Source organism: Leisingera sp. JC11 (genome assembly GCF_040704725.1).
Taxonomy (GTDB): Bacteria; Pseudomonadota; Alphaproteobacteria; order Rhodobacterales; family Rhodobacteraceae; genus Leisingera.
In genome coordinates this window covers 218,156-236,894 of record NZ_JBFCVS010000005.1, presented here as the reverse complement: position 1 = coordinate 236,894, position 18,739 = coordinate 218,156, and the positions used below count along the sequence as shown (strand labels likewise).

Annotated in this window: 13 protein-coding genes and 1 tRNA gene; 8 read left to right on the top strand and 6 right to left on the bottom strand. The window is 61.4% G+C overall.

Going from position 1 to position 18,739, the window contains the following annotated elements; genetic code table 11:
- Window positions 1–2: 2 nt before the first annotated feature.
- The 3 genes from AB1A62_RS07960 to AB1A62_RS07950 all read right to left on the bottom strand — a co-directional run bounded on the left by AB1A62_RS07960 (window position 3) and on the right by AB1A62_RS07950 (window position 4,010).
- The gene (locus AB1A62_RS07960) at window positions 3–1,967 is read right to left on the bottom strand and encodes an ABC transporter permease subunit (RefSeq protein ID WP_366660977.1); all 1,965 of its coding nucleotides are present in this window, start codon (window positions 1,965–1,967) and stop codon (window positions 3–5) included.
- Window positions 1,964–2,995 (bottom strand): glycine betaine/L-proline ABC transporter ATP-binding protein, encoded by a 1,032-nt coding sequence (locus AB1A62_RS07955; RefSeq protein ID WP_366660976.1) that lies wholly within the window; start codon window positions 2,993–2,995, stop codon window positions 1,964–1,966. Before AB1A62_RS07955 ends, AB1A62_RS07960 begins: the two co-directional genes overlap by 4 nt.
- A 70-nt stretch (window positions 2,996–3,065) precedes the next feature.
- A complete protein-coding gene (locus AB1A62_RS07950) occupies window positions 3,066–4,010 on the bottom strand; it encodes an ABC transporter substrate-binding protein (protein ID WP_366660975.1) in 945 nt (314 codons plus the stop codon).
- 185 nt (window positions 4,011–4,195) lie between these two features.
- On the opposite strand from AB1A62_RS07950, the gene AB1A62_RS07945 reads away from it, so the two are divergent.
- Complete coding sequence (locus AB1A62_RS07945; protein ID WP_366660974.1) at window positions 4,196–4,888, top strand: response regulator; 693 nt, start codon at window positions 4,196–4,198, stop codon at window positions 4,886–4,888.
- Here AB1A62_RS07945 and torS read toward each other — a convergent pair.
- On the bottom strand, window positions 4,861–7,791 hold the full coding sequence (torS, locus tag AB1A62_RS07940; RefSeq protein ID WP_366660973.1) for a TMAO reductase system sensor histidine kinase/response regulator TorS: 2,931 nt from the start codon (window positions 7,789–7,791) through the stop codon (window positions 4,861–4,863). The genes AB1A62_RS07945 and torS overlap by 28 nt on opposite strands.
- Window positions 7,792–7,885: 94 nt before the next feature.
- On the opposite strand from torS, the gene torT reads away from it, so the two are divergent.
- The 5 genes from torT to AB1A62_RS07915 all read left to right on the top strand — a co-directional run bounded on the left by torT (window position 7,886) and on the right by AB1A62_RS07915 (window position 13,666).
- The gene (torT, locus tag AB1A62_RS07935; protein ID WP_366660972.1) at window positions 7,886–8,938 is read left to right on the top strand and encodes a TMAO reductase system periplasmic protein TorT; all 1,053 of its coding nucleotides are present in this window, start codon (window positions 7,886–7,888) and stop codon (window positions 8,936–8,938) included.
- Between the two features lie 144 nt (window positions 8,939–9,082).
- Window positions 9,083–10,288: a YcaO-like family protein gene (locus tag AB1A62_RS07930; RefSeq protein WP_366660971.1), complete on the top strand. Its 1,206-nt coding sequence runs from the start codon at window positions 9,083–9,085 to the stop codon at window positions 10,286–10,288.
- A 5-nt stretch (window positions 10,289–10,293) separates the two neighbouring features.
- Window positions 10,294–11,649: a TfuA-like protein gene (locus tag AB1A62_RS07925; protein ID WP_366661011.1), complete on the top strand. Its 1,356-nt coding sequence runs from the start codon at window positions 10,294–10,296 to the stop codon at window positions 11,647–11,649.
- Between the two features lie 24 nt (window positions 11,650–11,673).
- Window positions 11,674–12,972 (top strand): hypothetical protein, encoded by a 1,299-nt coding sequence (locus AB1A62_RS07920; RefSeq protein WP_366660970.1) that lies wholly within the window; start codon window positions 11,674–11,676, stop codon window positions 12,970–12,972.
- Window positions 12,973–13,033: 61 nt separating this feature from the next.
- Window positions 13,034–13,666, top strand: coding sequence for a hypothetical protein (locus tag AB1A62_RS07915; protein ID WP_366660969.1), 633 nt, complete (start codon window positions 13,034–13,036; stop codon window positions 13,664–13,666).
- 66 nt (window positions 13,667–13,732) lie between these two features.
- On the opposite strand, the gene AB1A62_RS07910 is transcribed toward AB1A62_RS07915, so the two are convergent.
- A complete protein-coding gene (locus tag AB1A62_RS07910; RefSeq protein ID WP_366660968.1) occupies window positions 13,733–15,502 on the bottom strand; it encodes an adenylate/guanylate cyclase domain-containing protein in 1,770 nt (589 codons plus the stop codon).
- An 83-nt stretch (window positions 15,503–15,585) separates the two neighbouring features.
- Window positions 15,586–16,236, bottom strand: a complete 651-nt coding sequence (locus AB1A62_RS07905; protein ID WP_366660967.1) for a GNAT family protein — start codon at window positions 16,234–16,236, stop codon at window positions 15,586–15,588.
- A 291-nt stretch (window positions 16,237–16,527) separates the two neighbouring features.
- On the opposite strand from AB1A62_RS07905, the gene AB1A62_RS07900 reads away from it, so the two are divergent.
- Both AB1A62_RS07900 and AB1A62_RS07895 read left to right on the top strand, forming a co-directional pair.
- A tRNA-Arg gene (locus tag AB1A62_RS07900) sits at window positions 16,528–16,604 on the top strand.
- Between the two features lie 699 nt (window positions 16,605–17,303).
- Window positions 17,304–18,083 (top strand): DUF2189 domain-containing protein, encoded by a 780-nt coding sequence (locus AB1A62_RS07895; protein ID WP_366660966.1) that lies wholly within the window; start codon window positions 17,304–17,306, stop codon window positions 18,081–18,083.
- The last annotated feature ends 656 nt before the right edge of the window (window positions 18,084–18,739 follow it).

Genomic DNA, 18,739 nt, shown 5'->3' with positions numbered 1-18,739 from the left:
CCTTACTCCAGTCCCAGCGCTTCTTTCTTGGACCGCGCCCAAGTGGTCACCAAGTGGTCCACCATCAGCCCCATAAAGGCGACGGCCAGCCCCAGCACCAAGCCTTTGCCCACATCGGTTGAGGACAGCGCCCGCTGCATTTCCTGGCCCAGATCCTGGGTGCCGATGAAGGCGGCGATGATCACCATGAACAGCGAGAACATCACCGACTGGTTGACACCGACCATGATGGTCGGCAGCGCCATCGGCAACCGCACCTTCCACAGGGTCTGCATCCGGGTGGCACCGGACATGTCGGCAGCCTCGATCAGGGTTCCCGGCACCTGCCGCAGCCCTTCGATGGTGTAGCGCACCAGGGGCACCGCGGCGAACAGGACGACTGCGCCGACCACGGCCACGTCATTGACGCCGAACAGCATGACCACAGGGATCAGGTAGATGAAGCTGGGGAAGGTCTGCAGCGTATCGCAGATCAGCAGCGCGATGCTTGCGCGCTTCTCGTTGAAGGAGCCCCAGACCCCCAGCGGGAAGCCCATCACCGCGGCGATCGAGACCGCGACCACCACGGTGTAGACGGTGATCATGGCGCGGTCCCACCAGCCAGAGATGGCGATGAGCCCAAAGAAGGTCAGGCACACCAGCGCCGAGCGCAGGCCGCCAATGGCCCAGCCGGCCGCCGCCAGCAGCGCCAGCACGGCGGCATAGGGCATCCACAGGAAGGCATCGCGGATCGGGATCAGCACCCAGGTGATCAGAAACCAGCGCAGCCACTGGGTAACCGGGTCGATCAGCACGATGAACCAGTCCGCAACCGCGTCGATCGGTTTGGAAATGGTGAAGGCATCCCGGCGGCCGATCTGGTCCATCAGCGGGATGAACTGTGCCAGCACCAGGCAGGCCAGCGACAGGCCCGCGCCGATCAGCAGGAACTTGTTGCGGACGGCAAAGGAGGTGCCCTTCTCGAAATGCTCGGGCTGTTTGGTCGCCCAGGCCTTGGTGCAGCGGTCGAGCATGACGGCCAGCAGCACGATGGTGATGCCGATCTCGACGGAGCGGCCGATCTTCAGGGCTTGTAAGAGCTGAAGCAGCTTCTGGCCGAGGCCGGGCATGCCGATGAAACTGGCCAGCACCACCATGGCGAGGCACTGCATGATGACTTGGTTCACACCAACCAGGATCTCGGTTCGGGCGGTGGGGATACGGACGTGTCGCAAAAGCTGCCAGCGTGTGGAGCCGCACATATGGCCGCTTTCGATCACCTCGTGCGGGACTTTGCGCAGGCCGAGCAGCGACATGCGGATCATCGGCGGCACCGAGAAGATGATTGTGACAATCGCGCCTGCCTTGGGGCCGACGCCGATGAAGACCACGACCGGGATCATATAGGCGAAATGCGGCAGGCTTTGCGCGATGTTGAGGACCGGATTCAGGATCCGCTCGAAGGTCTTGGAACGCCACGCGAGGATGCCCATGATCAGTCCGAACAAGATCGAGAAAGGCGCGGCGACGACGATCACGGAAAGGGTCTCCATCGCCCATTTCCACTGCCCCATGACGGCAATCCAGACAAAGGTGCCGCCGGTAAGCAGTGACAGGCGCCAGCCCTGCAGGGCATAGCCGATGACGAAGCCGATGCTGGCAATCGCGGTCCACGGAATGGGGCCGACGCGGGGCCAGCGGTTCTTGCCATAAAGCAGGTTGGCGGTCACATCGAGCAGCCATTCGACCCCATCTGCAAAGGCGCGGGTCAGGTAAAGAAGGCCCAGATCATCGCGGACAAAAACAAAGATCGCGTTTATCCAGTCTGCGAAGGGCAGGATCAGCCACTCCGGCGGACGCACCAGCCCTGCGGGCAGAATAGAATTGCCGAGGGCCAGCAGGCAGGCAGTGGCGAAGATAACCCAGCCCGTCCTCGCCCGTGTCCAGGTCTGGGGCTTGCCCGCGAGTATCATCGTCTGGTCTGTCATGATCCTTCTCCCAGCAGCACGTCGAGTGCTTCCTGCCGGTTCATGGCGCCGACCAGGGCACCCGCATTGTTGGCCACGGGAAGGAAGTCGCGGCTGTCATTGACCAGTAGCCGCGCGAGTTCGGAAATCGTCTGCTTGTCGCCGACCGGTGCGCCTGTCAGGCTGTGGCCGTTCACCTCGCGCGCCAGCACGCCAGCGTGAACCACGCGGGATTTCTCAATTTCCTCGGTGAACTTGGCGACATATTCCGTGGCCGGGTTCAGAACGATTTGGTCGGGGGTATCGCATTGCTCGACAACACCGTCCTTCATGATGGCGATGCGGTCGGCAAGGCGCAGCGCCTCATCGAAATCATGGGTGATGAACACAATGGTCTTGCCCAGCATCTCTTGCAGACGCAGGAATTCGTCCTGCATCTCGCGGCGGATCAGCGGGTCCAGCGCCGAGAAGGGCTCGTCCAGGAACCAGATATCGGGTTCGATCGCCAGGCTGCGGGCGATGCCGACGCGCTGCTGCTGACCGCCTGACAGCTCGCGCGGGAAATAGTCCTCGCGCCCGGACAAGCCGACCAGCTCAATCACTTCCAGTGCGCGGGCACGGCGTGCATGCCGGTCCTGTCCGCGCATTTCCAGCGGGAAGGCGACATTATCCAGCACAGTGCGGTGCGGCAGCAGCCCAAAGCTTTGAAACACCATGCCCATTTTGTTGCGGCGCAGGTCGATCAGCTCTTTTTCGGTCATCTCGCCAATGTTCTGGCCTTCGACCTTGACCACGCCGCCGGTGATGTCGATGAGCCGCGAAAGACAGCGTACAAAAGTCGACTTGCCGGAGCCGGACAGCCCCATGATTACCAGCATCTCCCCCTTGGCAATATCCAGGGAAACGTCCCGCACCGCGGCGATGTAGCCGGCCTGGCGGATTTCATCAAAACCCGGGTTGCCGGTCAGAGACTTCAGGTACTGTTCCGGGTTGGCGCCAAACAGCTTCCAGACGTTCTTGCAGGAAATGACAGGGGTGGCGGCGGTCATGGCTTAACTTTCTTTAGCAAAGACGCCGGGGCAGCAGACCGCCCCGGCACACAGGAGGAAGGTGAGGGGCTTATTCGGTCCAGGGCTTCCAGACGTCTTCGTTGGCTTCCAGCCATTCAGCGGCGGCGTCCTCCGGCTCCATCTCGTCAATATCGACCAGCTTGGCCATTTCGGCGATCTGCGGATTGGTGAAGCTGATTTCGGTCAGGGTTTCATAGGCGGCCGGCCATTTGTCCTTCATGCCGTCCCAAGCGGCCTTCTTGAGGTAGCCGTTTGCCGGGTTGCCGCAGTCATAGGTGGCATCCGGGTTCGGCCCGACGGCTGGATCCTTGTCGCAGCCGTCTTCCCATGCCGGGAACTCGACAAATTCGCCGGGCCAGACGGCTTCAGCAAAATTCGGGGTCCAGTTGAAGATCACCACCGGTTTCTGGGTCTTTTCGGCCGCAGCGACTTCAGCCCACAGGGCCGATGCGGAGCCCGCATTCACCACGGTGAAGTTCATGTCCAGCGCTTCGACACGCTCGGCGTCATGTTTGAGCCAGTCGACGGGACCGCCCAGGAAGCGGCCCTTGTCACCGGTTTCCGGAGTGGCAAAGGCGGCGGCGCAGTCGTTCAGCGCTTCCCAGCTCGGCAGGCCGGGGCAGGCTTCCTTGGTCCAGGCCGGATACCACCAGTCCTCGCGGGTGACGGCGTTGTGATCACCGGCGTCGTGGATGCCGCCCTTCGACAGGGCTTCGTTGAAGGATTTGCCGAAGGCGCCTTCCCAGACTTCCAGTTCCAGAGTGACGTCGCCCAGACGCACCGATTCATAGACCGCCTGACTGTCGGTCGAAACGTATTCGACGCTATTGCCCATCGATTCGAAGATCTGGCCGACAACGTGGCTCATCACGATCTGGCTCGACCAGTTGTGGATGGGAATGATGATGGGATCAGAGGAATCCTCAGCCATCGCCATCGGAGCTGCCATCGCCATGGCTGCCGCACTGGCCATCAGGTGTTTCCGAAATTTCATGTGTGTCTCCCTGTTTTCGCAGCCCCGGTCCAGGTGGCCTGAGCCTCTTTGCTGTTTGAAAGCCGTGCTTTCGGGAACGGAGGCTAGGCAGCAGATGTGAACAGGTCAGCCCGGAGGGATGAACAGGCTGGCTATTTATGTTAAAATTTGTTAACTGGCGGGAAAATTGACAGGGCGGGGCCTGCATGGCGCATATTCTGATAATCGAGGACGAACCGGTTACCCGGAGCACCCTCGCCAGCTACCTGGATGCGCAAGGCTATTCAGTTTCCCAGGCTGAAACCGCCGAGGAGGCGGAACGGATACTGCAAGCAAGGGACGTTGACCTGCTACTGGTCGACATCAACCTGCCCGGCAAAGACGGGTTGCAGATTACCCGGGAACAGCGGGCCAAATCCGAGATGGGGATCATTCTGGTGACCGGCCGGGATGACGAAGTCGACAGAATAGTCGGGCTGGAGCTTGGCGCGGACGACTATGTCTGCAAACCGTTCAACCGGCGCGAACTTCTGGCCCGGCTGAAGAATCTGCTGCGCCGCACGCAAGAGGCGCGGCGCTTGGCGCGACGGGTTTATACGTTCGGCAATTTCCGGTTCGACGTTGCCGCGCGGCACCTGCAAACCGTAGAGGGTGACAGCGTCCCGCTGACCCGGGCGGAGTTCGAAGTGCTGGACATGCTGATCAGCCGGGCGGGCGAGGTCGCGTCGCGCGACGCCTTGATGAGCCGGGTCACCCATCGGCAATACGGCGCCAACCCGCGAACCGTGGATGTGCTGATCCGGCGCCTGCGCGGTAAACTGGAAGAGGAGCCGGCAAACCCGCGGATCATCACCACGGTGCATGGCGAAGGTTACGTGTTTACAGCCCCCTTGGGCTGATGGCCGCAATCGCGCAAGACGCCAGACAGGACCTCCAGCACTTGCGGAGCCAGTGTGTTCAACTCGCGCATGCACTCCGCGGCGGCTGACCGGTGGCCATTGGCGGCAGCTTCCTCCAGTTTTGCAAGGAGACTGGCCAGGTCCTGCTGCCCGAAGCTACTGGCGGCTCCTTTTGCACGGTGGGCTTCCTTCGCCAAACGGGCAAGATCCTGCGCCGCCTGGCCCGCGTTCATCTTCTCGACGCTCCTGGGCAGTTCCTGCTGGAAGAGTGCGGCTATTTCTAAGGCCCGCTCCGCACCCAGGTCCTGTATGTTCTCCTGCATCTGCCGCAGCAGGCTGGCGTGCCTGTCCTGTTCGGGAGGCGCCTGGCGGGCTGACAGGTAGACCGCGCCTTCGCGCCCCTGGATGACGCTTTGCAGCGAGTTAGCGAGGCGTTCCGGGGAGACCGGCTTGGCCACAAAACCATTCATCCCAGCCTGCAGGTGGGTTTCGATTTGCTCTTCCTGCACATGCGCAGAGATTCCGATGACAGGCAGTTTGGACAGCCGCGGGTCCGGCATTGCGCGCAAGCGGCGGGTGGCTTCGGTGCCGCTGATGCCGGGCAGATTCACGTCCATCAGCACCAGGTCGAACTGGTTATCCGGCAGCAGCGCCAGTGCCTCTTCCGCGCTCCCCGCGCATTGGCAGCTGTGGCCCATACGCTCCAGATACCCGCGCGCGACCATCTGGTTGATCTCATTGTCCTCCACGACAAGGACCGACAGCGAGTTCCCGGAGTGTCTGATCGGAGCCGGCGGATCCTCCGGCGTCAGATCCGCAGGGTTGCCGGGGGTCAGCTCAACTGCCAGGGTAAACACGGAGCCGACATTCTTGGTGCTTTCCAACGACAGGCGGGCGCCGATGGCCTGAGCGAAATGCCTGCTGATCGCCAGGCCCAGCCCGGTGCCTCCGAACTTGCGGGCGGTTTCCGTGTCCTCCTGCTCAAATGCCTCGAAGATGCGCGTCTTGGCTTCTTCCGAGATACCCTTGCCGGTGTCGCTCACTTCAAAGGTCACCCGGTGGTGTCCGCCGGCATCGCCATTTGTGCGAAGCCGCAGGATGACCTCGCCTTCATCGGTGAATTTCAACGCGTTGGACAGGAGGTTGAAGAGGATTTGCCGCAGCTTGGCAGCATCACCCTCCACCACGTCGGGCACCTCTTCCGGTGCGTCGAGCCATAAGGGGACGCCCTTGGCATCAGCGCCGGGCCGCAACAGCACGACGATGTCGCTCACCAGTTCGCGCAGCGAAAAAGTTGTGATCTCAGGCTTCAGCGCACCGCTTTCGATCTTCGAATAGTCCAGGATGTCGTTCAGGATTTTCAGCAGGTTCTGGCCGGAAGTCAGCGCCGCCCGCAGACGCTCCATCTGCTTGGGCGGCAGGCCCTCGTCCGAAAGGCTGCGCAGCATGCCCAGCACGCCGTTCATCGGCGTGCGGATTTCGTGGCTCATCATGGCGAGGAATTCGGACTTCGCCTGATCAGCCGCTTCCGCCTTTTGCCGCGCTTCGTCATGGGCTTCGACCTCCTCCTGCAGACGCTCGGTCTGCTCATTCACAAGGGTCTGCAGGTTGTTGCGGTGCTCCCTGAGCTCCTGTTCGTTGCGGTCCCGCACCCGTTCCAGTTCCAGTTTTTCGATTGCTTGCTGGCGGAAGACTTCGACGGCTTCTTCCATGCGGGCGATTTCATCCTGGCCCCGGGGGCGCACCGGATGGTCCAGCTGGCCGCGCATCAGCGCTGCCATGGTTCCTGCCAGCTGGTTGAGGCGGCGGGTGAGGCTGCCGCGCACATAGAACCACAGGACGGCCAGCGACAGCAGGAACCCGGTGATGGCAGCAAACCCGTTGCGCAGCTGTGCCCGCTGAATGTCCGCGGCGGCGGCATTGCCCGAGCTGATCGCCCGCGCCTGCGCCTGATCGGCGACGGCAGAGGCCTCGTCTCCTAGCCGCAGCGCGGTGTTTTGCAGTTCCCGCTTAAGCGCGGTGATGCGGGCCTCAGTGGTCAGAATTCGGGCACGCAGGCCGAATAGGCCGGCGTCGCCTTCCGGCACGGTCTGCAGTTGTGTGGCATAGCCTCCTGCCTGCTGGCGGCGGCCGGGATCGCGGATCGCCTTGATCCGCCGGGCAACGATGTCCAGGCGGCTGGTCAGCGCAGACTCAATCTCCTTCAGATCAATTTCGGTACCGGCCTCTTCGATCCGGTTGATCAGCAGCCCGATTTCCGCGGTCTGCGACCTGAGTTCGAACATCAGGCCTAGCTGGAACAGGTCAACTTCGATCAGCTTATCGAGCAAGTCGGTGCGGGCCTGCTCTTCAACAGTTGAGCGGCCCGGGCTGTACAGGCTTGAGATGACAGCCGTTGTTCCCATTTCGGCGTTGGCAACCAGGGTGTCAGCCATGCTCAACAGGTTGTTCGCGGCGGTCAGGTTGCGCTCTGTCAGCTGTTTGAGCCGGCTGTGCAGCGCGATGCGGGTTTCCACCAGTTCATCGAGCAGCGCAAGCACCCGTGCCGCATCTTTCACCGTATCCCGCAGACGGCTGGACCCGGCAATGCCGCCGCGCTCCAGCGCGTCCAGCCGCCGGGTGAGCGCTTCGACCTGATCGGAGAGAAACTGCGCCCGGTTCGCCCGTTCCGCCTGGGTTGTGACTGCGGCTAGTTCCGGGGCGATGGCAATGATACGGGTGCTTTCCTCTGCCATGCCGCGTACTTCGGCAATGGCCGGTATGGTTTGGCTGATCACCTCTGCCTGGCGGCGCGCTAGCACCCGCAATTCGACCAGGCCAAGAATGCCGGCAAGGGTCGGCAACCCCGCAATGACAATGAATGCGAGACTCAATTTTCCGCCAAGGCCGAGCTTTCCCAACATCTGGGAACTTTCGCCCGCATTTGCGGATTTCGCAAATTTGAATTTCCCTTTTACGCCCCGCTGCCTATCCTCCGTGCCGGGAAAAGGGGTCTTCATGCGCGCATTCTGGCTACTGCTATTCACGTGTTTCAGCACGCCAGCAGCTGCGGACAGCTGGCAGGTGCAGGTGCCGCGGACCGCCTTTGACTACGGCAGCGGGCTGGAGGCCGTGGAATACACTCCGCTCGAACAGGCAGCGCAGGAATGGCGGCTGTGCGTCGCCTATCCGCACTTGAAGGACGCCTACTGGCTGAGTGTGAACTACGGGATGGTGGCAGAAGCGGCCCGGCTGGGGGTGTCGTTCAAGCTGGTCGAAGCTGGCGGTTATCCCAACCTGCAGCGGCAAATTCAGCAGACAGAGGCATGTGTTGCCGAAGGGGCCGACGCGCTGATCCTTGGCACCGTATCTTTTACCGGGCTCACCAGCACGGTGGAACGGATTTCGGCCTCTGTTCCGGTGATTGCGGCAATAAATGATATTTCTGATGCCGGTGTCACCGCCAAGGTGGGGGTGTCCTGGACGGAAATGGGCGCCGAGGCGGGCAGGATCATTGCCGCGCGCCACCCCATGGGCACTCCTGCGGTCAAGGTTGCCTGGTTTCCGGGTCCTGAGAATGCGGGCTGGGTTACCTTTGTCGAGCAAGGCTTCCGGGCCGCGCTTGCGGAAAGCTCTGCCGTGATTGCAGTGACTAAATACGGCGATACCGGACGCGAAATCCAGGTGCGGCTGGTCGAAGAAGCGCTGGATGAGGTGCCGGACCTGGATTACATCGCCGGGTCTGCGCCCGCTGCAGAGGCCGCGGTGTCGGTGCTGCGTGCCCGAGGATTGCAGGGACAGGTTCAGGTCGTGTCAGACTATATGACCCATGCGGTCTACCGCGGGGTTCTACGCGACCGCATCATTGCTGCGCCGACGGATTTTCCCGTGCTGCAGGGTCGGCTGGCGGTTGAAATGGCAGTGCGAGCAATAGAAGGCAGTCTGCTTGTCAAACATGCAGGACCAGCCATCAGAATATTCGACCGCAGCACATTAACGGAGGACCTGCTGGATCAGACCCTAGCGCCGGCAAGTTTTGTCCCGGTTTTCGATTTCCAGCCGCAGCAGTAGACGTAAAAGGCGCTGGGCGGTGTCCATGGGGCTGCCATGTTATTGACCGCCAGTCCGCGGCCGGCCATCCTTTGGGCATGTCCGTCCGCTGCCGTCTGGCCGTGGCGGGCGTCCCGTGGCGGTCATGACAGTGAGGCCAGCCAGATGCCCAAGGCACAGAAGAAAGGCTATCTGCACGACACTCACCGGCTGTGTGATCCAGCGCAGACGCTGGCTGCCGTGGGTCCGCTTTTGGCGGACATGGGCATCACCCGGATTGCCAATCTGACCGGGCTGGACAGGGTCGGACTGCCCACGGTTATGGTCACGCGCCCCAATTCCCGGTCTGTTTCCGTATCTCTAGGAAAGGGGCTGACTCTGGAAGCGGCCCAGGCCTCCGGCGTGATGGAGGCCATCGAGTCCTGGCATGCGGAGCGGATCACCCTGCCGCTGAGATCAGCCAGCTTCCACGATCTGCAGAGGGAGGCGCTGGTTGCAGATGTGGGGCGGCTGCCGCGTGTGACCGGCGCCAGTTTTAACCCGCAACGCCGGATGCTGTGGATTGAAGGCACCGACCTGGCAACCGGCAGGCAGCATTGGCTGCCCTATGAAATGGTGGACACCGATTATACCGCCCCACCCAATGGTGGTCAGGGAGCGTTCCCGCGCACCACCAACGGGCTGGCGTCTGGCAACAGCCTGGCGGAGGCCGCCTGCCACGCGGTTTGCGAGTTGATCGAACGGGATGCGATCACTCTGTGGCACCACGCCCCGCCAGGCCCGCGGGTTGACCCGGTCACCATTGATGATCCCCGCTGCCGGGCAGCGTTGGACCGGTTTGCCGCGGCCGGGCTTGAGGCCGGGGTATGGAACATCACCTCCGACATCGGCGTCCCGGCGTTTCATTGCATGATCTGCGACGCAGGCAGCCGTCCCGGCCATATCGGCATTGGCAGCGGCTGCCATCCGGACCGGGGAATTGCCTTGCTGCGGGCGCTGACGGAGGCAGCGCAGACCCGGCTGACCTATATCTCCGGAGCGCGCGATGATCTGGACCCGGACGAATTCACCCCTTCTGCCGCGGCAGAGCGCGCGCATTACGTCCGCCGCCTGCTCTCCCGCACCAGGGCGGCCGCCCGGTTTAAGGATTGCCCGTCTTTTTCCTCTGCGTCTTTCGAAGAGGATCAGGCCTGGCTGCTGAACCAGCTGGAAGCGGCTGGAATGGGGCAGGTTCTGGCCGTCGATCTGTCGCGCCCCGGTTTGGGAATATCCGTGGTGCGCGCGGTGATCCCGGGGTTGGAAGCACCGCATGACGATCCTGATTTCGTTGCTGGCGAGCGGGCAAACAAGGCAGCGGAGGCAAGCGTTTGACAGCGGTGGTGTTTGCCGGGCCGACGATCGCAGCGGAGGGCGTGCAAGCCTTGCTGCCGGGTGCCATCGTTCTGCCGCCTGCCGGTCAGGGAGATATCTATCAGGCGGCCCGCCGGGGCGCCAACGCCATCGGGCTGATCGACGGCTATTTCGACGGGGTGCCCTCAGTCTGGCACAAGGAAATCCTCTGGGCGATGGAGCAGGGGATCGCCGTTTTCGGAAGTGCCAGCATGGGGGCCTTGCGGGCGGCAGAGCTGTCCGGGTTTGGCATGATTGGCGTTGGCCGGATTTACGATTCCTATGCGTCAGGCATGATCATCGACGATGACGAGGTCGCTGTTCTGCATGGTCCTGCCGAATTGGGTTATGCACCGCTGAGCGAACCGATGGTTTCGATCCGCGCGACGGTGGAGCGCGCGGTCAGCAGCGCGGTTCTGGACGCAGCGCAGGCGGCGGCGGTCCTGGAGGCCGCCAAGGCGCGGTTCTATCAGCAGCGGACCTGGAAGCAGATACTGGCGGATATTTCCGAGGCGTCCTGGCTGGACCGGTTTTCGGCATGGCTGAAGACGGGGGCGGTGGATGCCAAACGCGATGACGCGCAAGAGATGCTGGCACGGATGGCCACGTTTCTTAGCGCTGAGGGGAGGGATGCCACCCAAGCGCGTGGCGTGATGGAGCACACGCTGGCCTGGCAAGGACTTGTGCGCCGGGCCGAAGCGCAGGACCGCAGTCTGCAGGATACGGACCGGCGGGTGCTGGACGAATTGCGGCTCGAACCGGAGCGCTTTGCCGCATTCCAGGACCGCGCGGTGCTGCGTTTTCTGGCGCTGCAAGAGGCGCGCAGGTCAGGTGCGCAGGCCGGGCGCGAAGCCACGCTGGCACAGCTCAACAGCCACCGGCAGGCGCATAACCTGTTACGCAGCAAGGACCTGCAGGCGTGGCTGCAGGCCAACGGTCTGACAGCTGCGCAATATGAGGCGGACCTGGGTGAGGCGGCCCAAACCGCCGCGGCTGTAAGCAGTGTGCAGGATGAGCTGGGGCCCTACCTTCTGGCGGAGCTCCGATTTTCAGGCGATTTTGCCGCGCTGAAAGCACGGGCCGATGCAAAGCATATGCAGATCGACGGGCATGCGCAGCGAGACGGCCCCATGCAACAGGCGGAACGGTTGCGAATGACGGCCTGGTATTTCGGAAACTGCCTGCAACAGGAAATTCCGGATGATGTGGAGGCCCATGCCGCGGCCATCGGGATCGGGGTAGAAGAATTCTTTGAGCTGATCCGGCGTGAATTCATGTATCATCAGGGGTGCAAAACACGGCCCGCGCCGGGCGGCAGGGACGAGGCAGGACAAGACGGGTGAAACCTCCGCAGGATTGGAGGCCCTATGGACGATCCAAACGAGGCGGCTGAGGAAGCTCCGGGAACGCGGTTCCTGCTGTTTCCGCAATCGCCGTTCAGAACTGAAGATCCGGTGCTGGAGCTGGTCGAGATTTCCGCGCCGCCGGGCACGATTGGCCCGGGGCCGTCGGGACCGCGGATGTATACAGTCAATGCGCTGGGCAAGGTGATCCCCTATGGCGCGATTGTGCAGGGGCCTGCCGGGCCGGGCATGTATCTGCCGCCCTGGCAGGGAGAGCTGCATGCGCCGCCGGAGCCGGATGACGATGGTCATTTCCTTCATATCCGGCCTTTTGATCCGGGTTTCGAAGCCGCGCATTTGTTTGCTGCGGCGCATTTCACCCTGGATGTGTGGGAGGCCTATTTCGGCCATGAGATCCCGTGGCATTTCGCCCGCGATTACGACCGGCTAGAACTGTCGCTGCTGCCAAGCCTCGATAACGCCCATATCGGATGGGGGTTTCTTGAGACCGGCGGCACCAGCGAACACGGCGGAGAGTACCGCGCCTACAGCCTGAACTTCGACGTGGTCGCCCATGAGATCGGCCATGCCATTATCTACAGCGTCGCGGGAATGCCTGTTTCCGATGAAGTCCCTGGCGAATATTACGGTTTTCACGAGTCCGCGGCGGACATGGTTGCGCTGATTGCCTCCCTGCATTTCGGTTCGGTGGTTGAGGAGCTGCTGGAAAACACCAAGGGCAATCTTTACACCTTCAACCAGCTGAACCGCTTTGCAGAACTTGCCGGGAACGCGCAAATCCGAATGGCGGCGAATACCCGTACACTTCAGGATTTTGCACGTGGCTGGAGCAGCGAGCACGCGCTGTCGGAACCCTTGACCGGGGCGATGTTCGACATCCTGGTAGACATCTTCCATGAGCGGTTGCTGGTTCATGACCTGATCACGCCGGAAATGGAGGATCTGTCCGACCAGCTGGAAGAAAGCCCCTATTATGGCGAGGTTATGCAGGCCCTGTTCGATACCCGCTATGATGCTGATCCTGAAGGATTCCGCGTGGCGCTGCTGGAAGCGAGGGATATCCTGGGCTCTTATCTGGCAGCGGCGTGGAGCATGCTGGATGCAGAAACCCTGACCTATGCGGCGGTGGAGCAGGCGCTGCTGCTGGTCGACCGCAAATCAACCGGCGGTGCGTTTCACTCGATCATCGAGGGCAACTTCAGGATGCGTGGCATCGGCCTGGTTCAGGCCGGGCCGCGTCTGGGTGATGCAGGCGAGGACAGCCATGCCCATTCCGTGCGGACACGGGTGCCGGACGGTTAGGCTGCGTATTGGCTGTGAATTTTTTCCATTTTGTGATACTTTCATCCTGAGGGAGAGTTTTGTGGAAACTGGCAGTTGCAGTTTGCTGCCAGGACCGCTGCAAAAAGATCTTCTGGTGTTTGGTTCCATAGCCACAGGAGTGAGTAAGGTGGCAGAAACGTTACTCAGTTTTTCAGAAGTGTTACTGTTCGGACGACAGGTTGAAGACCTGAAAATCAGGGATGTAAAACGCGGGGATAGGCGGGGCGCCAACGGGCTTCTGGCCAAGCAGCTTCAGGACAAGAGATCTCCCAGGTTCGCCCGCATCTACGGGTTCTCTTACGAAGGTGAGTTTTTTCAACTGCCGGAGCCAATAATACTTCTGGTGCATGGCAAAGGCGAGAAAGCCTTCGCAAAGAGCGGGGCATTTGCAAGAGCTCCGCTGGAGCCGTCGGTATCCGGCGTTGCGGCGGCGGATTTCCAGATGTCCGATGACATTAGAGTCTGGGAATACGACAAGGCCGATTACACGATCCGCATGGATCTGATGACCGGAATGTTCGAGCAAGTTCTGCTGGATGTCTATTTTGGCGGCGGTCCCGGTGTCAGTGGCGCAAAGGTCAGAGGTGCTAAAGTCAGCGGAGCAAAAGTCAGCGGCGCGAAGGTAAGCGGTGCCAAGGTCAGCGGAGCAAAGGCGCGCGGCTCCGGCGACTGAACCGGCTGATACGAGAATGGCAGAAGAGCGCTGGCGGGGATGAACACCCTCCGCCGCCGCTCCGTTTCAGAACCCCGCCTTCTTCAACCCTTCAACAAAATGCTGCGTGTCTTCGACCAGACGGTCGGGCTGCACCTTGGCCCAGCGGTCCAGTGAGAAATTCGGGTGGGCCTCGCGGTGCTGCGCGGCCATGTCCCGCGCCAGTTCCATCTTGCCGAGTTGGGCATAACTGGCGGCCAGCATGCGCTGACCCTCGGTCGGGTTGTTCATCTTCGTCAGCGTGTCGATCACCGCATCATATTCCTTGAGATTGTAATAGGCGCCGCCCAGGTGCCACAGATACTGATCCGGGAAGTAGGGGTTGAGCCGCATGGCCTGCTTCAGGTTGCTGATCGCGGTTTCATTGTCGCCGGAGTGTGCCAGCGCATCAGCGTAGTCAGACAGCAGATCGGCGTCATTCGGGTTGAGCGCAAGGGCGCGCTGGTAGGCGCCGATCGCGGCATCGTGCTCCTTGCGGTACAGGTGAACGAAGCCCAATTCGCCAAAGCCGCGGGCGTCTGTCGGGTCCAGTTCCACCGCTCTTTGCGCAAACGCCAGGGCCGTATCCAGCGCGTGGTCCGCATCCTTGGCCCAGGAATACCGCCAATCGATATTCATCGTTCGGGAGATAGCCGCCGATGCCCGGGCATAGTCCTGATCCCGGGCCAAGGCCCTTTCGTATAGCGTTTGCGCTTCGTGATTGTCTTGCCGCGTGTAGCGGAAGATGTACTGCTGCCCGCGCAGAACATAGCCATAGGCGGCAAGGTCGGCAGGCGCCGCTTGCGACATCCGCTTGCGCTCCTGCGCTTCGATCAGCACGGCGGTAGCAGCGACAATGGCGTCGGTGACTTCATCCTGGATGGCAAAGATGTCATCGATATCCCGGTCGTAACGCTCGCCCCAAATGGTACGGCCGGAGTCCGCGTCGATCAGCTCAATGGCGATCCGGATACGGGACGCCGCCCGCCGGACGCTTCCCCGCGCTACATAGCGCACTCCCAATTCGCGCGCGGCTTCCTGCGGCGGCATGGAACGCGCCTTGAAGAAGAAGGCGGAGTTTCGTGCGATGACAAAGAGATTCTTGAACTTGGACAGGTTCAGGATGATGTCTTCGGTCAGCCCGTCCGCAAACCAGCTGTCGGATTGGTCCCCGCCCAGGCTTGCAAATGGCAGAACGGCAACAGAAGGGATGTCCGGCTGTTGCGGGAGAGCGGGCTGGTTTGCCGGGCGCAGGGTGGCAGCCATCGCCGCCCCCTCGATCTCGCTGCGGACGCAATAGACCGGAACCGGTTCGGAAATGTTCTTGAGCCGCTGCGGGCCCAGAAATTCGAAGCCAAAGCGCAGCCGGTTGCGGATCTGCTCATAAACGGAGGCACTGACATACACGCGGCCCGGCTCAGCGATTTCCTGCAAACGGGCGGCTATGTTGACGTTGTCGCCGTGAATGCCGCGGTCGTCGATCAGGATTTCGCCCATGTGCACGCCGGCGCGGAACCGCAACTGCTGGTCTTCCGCCCGGGAGTTGTTGTTCTGCTCCGCGATCCGGTGCAACTCGACACCGAATTTCACAGCGTCGGTGGCCGTCTCGAACAAGGCCAGGACGCCATCACCGCGGACTGCAACGACTTGTCCGTCATGCGCCTGGCAAGCCGCTTCGAGCTGCTCCAAGAGCGATTTGAGGGCGCTGTAGGTATCAATTTCATCATTGCCCATCAGCCGCGCATAGCCGACCACGTCGGCAAACAGCACCGCTCCAAGCTGCCGCCGGACCGTCGATGTCTTGTCTTGGCCGCTCACAAGCTGTCCTCCTCCTGTGAGAATGGCTGAAACCGGCTGCGGCCCGGATCGGTGCCGTGCGGTGCCGGGCAGGCTGACTATGCTCAGCCTTCTGGCGGATCCTGCGGGCCGGGCGGCCAGGCCCAGCCAGAAACGGCGGCGCCGCGGAAACTGGCGCTGCAGGCCGCATCCAGGTCCCCTGCCAGTGTCTTGCGCCGGGTCTCCCATTCACGGCGTAAAAGCCCGACGCTGACCATGTCGTAGTACCGGCCTTCAGCGAACCATGCTTCCCTCATCCTGCCTTCAGTGGTAAATCCGGCGCGTGACGTCATCTGCTGGCTGCGCGTGTTGTCGGCCCGGTAGAAGGATGTAACGCGATTTAGCCCGATCTGGCGGAAGGCAAAGTCCAGAACCAGCGCCATTGACCGGATTCCGATGCCTTGCCTGCGCCAGTGTTCGTCAATGAACAGCGCGATAACGGCATCACGGTTCACGGCTGAAATGCTCTCCAAACCGGAAACTCCGCATAGCTCGCCAGATTCTGCATTGATGGCGAACCAGCACTTGGTGGGGTTTATCGCCGCATCCGCGGCCGGCTCCCAAGTGGCTTGCACGCGCGTGGCATTGAACGGCGCCCTGGCGGAACGGTCAAAACGGGCTAGGTCAGCCACATTTTCGAACCAGCCTGCCATTTGGGTGAAGTCACCCGGTTCCAGCGGCCGGAGCCGGAATACTGCTGACTGGCTCTCAGGCATCCGCCGCCTCCCTTGCCTAGACGTGTTGCCGTTCCGGTGTTTTTTGCAGCCGGAAGAAGAATGCTTCACTGACAATACCACATTTTCCGGCGGTTTGGGGTGCCCGCAGTCACCGCCTTTGCTAGAGGTTTTGGTACCGGGCCCCCAGACAGGCGGGGAGAGAGCACCGGGTAGAATGCTGCTGGTTCTGACCCAGGCACGCTTTGATGGCGGATGCAGGGCAAGAATCTTTGAACGCAGCATCTTTTGGGGTTGCGGCCTTGTGGCAGTATGAGTAAACCCCGCCGCAGTGGACCGATAGCTCAGCTGGATAGAGTACTTGACTACGAATCAAGGGGTCGGGGGTTCGAATCCTCCTCGGTCCGCCACTTTCCAAATTGTCGGGCGACACATAGTTTTGCCATTTTCGACAGAACCTTTCCTTTTTCGTGTCTCCAACATCCCCGTTCGCGCCTCCTGTTCCGCCAATGGCGAAGCCTTCCCTGATTTTCACTTCGGAAGACCTCGTGTCTTCCGGAGGGCAGGCGGGCCAATCAAACGGAAAATGCCGGGCACGCTAGAGCGGAGGCGCGGCTGACTTCTGTGCAAGTGATCGCGGTCTCGTCCGCGATCACCATTTGCGGAAAAGGAAGGCTGGCCAGTCAGGATCAGCAGCTACGCGCGGAAGGCACCGTACTTCAAAGTTCTCTACGGCTGCTTCACGCACAAGACACCCCTGGCAATGTCGCGTTGGTTGCAGCGTTCCCGCGGGCAAGCTCGGCCTTAACCGGACAATTACTTTGGGCACCGATGCCGCCCCGCAGCTTCACTGAACCGGACGTTGCTGGATCCCGCAGCGTTTGAAGGGCACCGATTGACCAAAGCGCGGACATTGCTGCCGGCCGCTGCCGCTGCGGTTTGGCCGGTCCAAACGGTGTTAATTCGCAGTGCGCGCTGCCACCCGCTGAGCGGCAGTCCGACCGGCTGACCTCCTTTCTACGCGATCGCGCGCAATGTGCTATATTATCTTTGGGCGTCTCAAGATTTTGCCCTCAGGGAGCGAAAGATGATGCAAAGGGAGGTTTGTCATGAACATTTCCGAAACCGCAGGACCCGAGCCGGTTAACGTTGCGGTGGACCTCGAGTGGCAGGATCTGCGTGCGGCAATCAAGGCAGGCTGGGCCGATTTCAAGGCGATGCCGGTTTACGGTCTTTTCTTTGCCCTTTTCTACATGCTGGGCGGGATTGCGCTCTACTTTGGCTTGGTGTCGAAAGGGCAGCTCCTCTGGTTCATCGCCGCAGCCGCCGGCTTTCCGTTGTTCGCGCCATTTGCAGCCATCGGGATTTACGAGGTCAGCCGGCGCCGTGAAGCGGGAGAAAGCGTAAGCTGGCCAGCTGTCCTGGGGGCGCTGCGTGGCCGGGGCAATGGCCAGCTCTCAGCAATGGCCGTGACGGTGCTGATCGTCTTTGGTTTCTGGGTGGTTCTTGCGCGCGGAATCTTCGCAATATTCTTCTCACAGTCCGGGATCGGGCAGGAAACGGCCGGCATGCTGCTTTCGGGGCAGGGGCTAGCCATGCTGGCGGTCGGAACTGTTGTCGGCGCGTTGATTGCACTTGCGCTGTTTTCGGTCACTGTCGTCAGCTTGCCGATGCTGCTTGACCGGGACGTGGATTTCGTGACGGCAATGATTGCCAGCCTTGAAGTGGTGCGCCAAAACCGGAAGGCGATGATGAAATGGGCGGCATTGATCGCGGTGGTGCTGTTCGTGTCGATGCTTCCGGTCTTTGTCGGGCTTCTGATTACATTGCCGGTGCTGGGGCATTCAACATGGCACTTGTACCGGCGCGCTGTACCAGCAGACGGTTAAGAAAAGGCGGGGCCCGCGGCGATTAGGTGCAGCCAAGGGGCGAACCTGACCTTTTGCTGACGGCGCTGAAACGGAAAGGATCTCGCGGACTGTTGGCAAAGAGCCGTTGTCAGCCGAAAACACTTGCAACATCAGGGGAAGCTGCAATTTTCCTAAGCTGGCCGAACGGCCCGTTCCTGCCGTGCGACGAGCGTAGGAAATGCTGCTGCGCGGCCCGTCAAACCTGCCGCTGACTCTCAGCGCAGCATTTCCTCAGCAGGAGTGACTGCGTCGCAGGACTTTCCGGACATTCGCTGCAGTAGCGAGAGCTCAGCGGTTGCCAGCACTGCCATTCCTCGCAAAGGGCGGGAAGTGTGAATTCACTGCATCTGCTGGTACGGCCCTTCCATCTGCGAAAGCTGTCATTCACAGTCCCGAACGCAATATTTGCAATACTTCAGTTATCACCAAGATCAACAATGCTAGAAGGAATGCCAACTTGTTTTGACCAAATTGAACAGCGTGGCCCATCCAGCCTGTCAGGCCGCCATTCCCGACAGCCATAGCCGTTCCAAAAGTGCGAAAGCACCAGCTCAGGAGTAGCGCTATGAGATGGCGGAGAACCGGTTTCGGCGGGGGCAGTAGCAAGTATTGATCTGGTCATGCGCGGCGAGAAA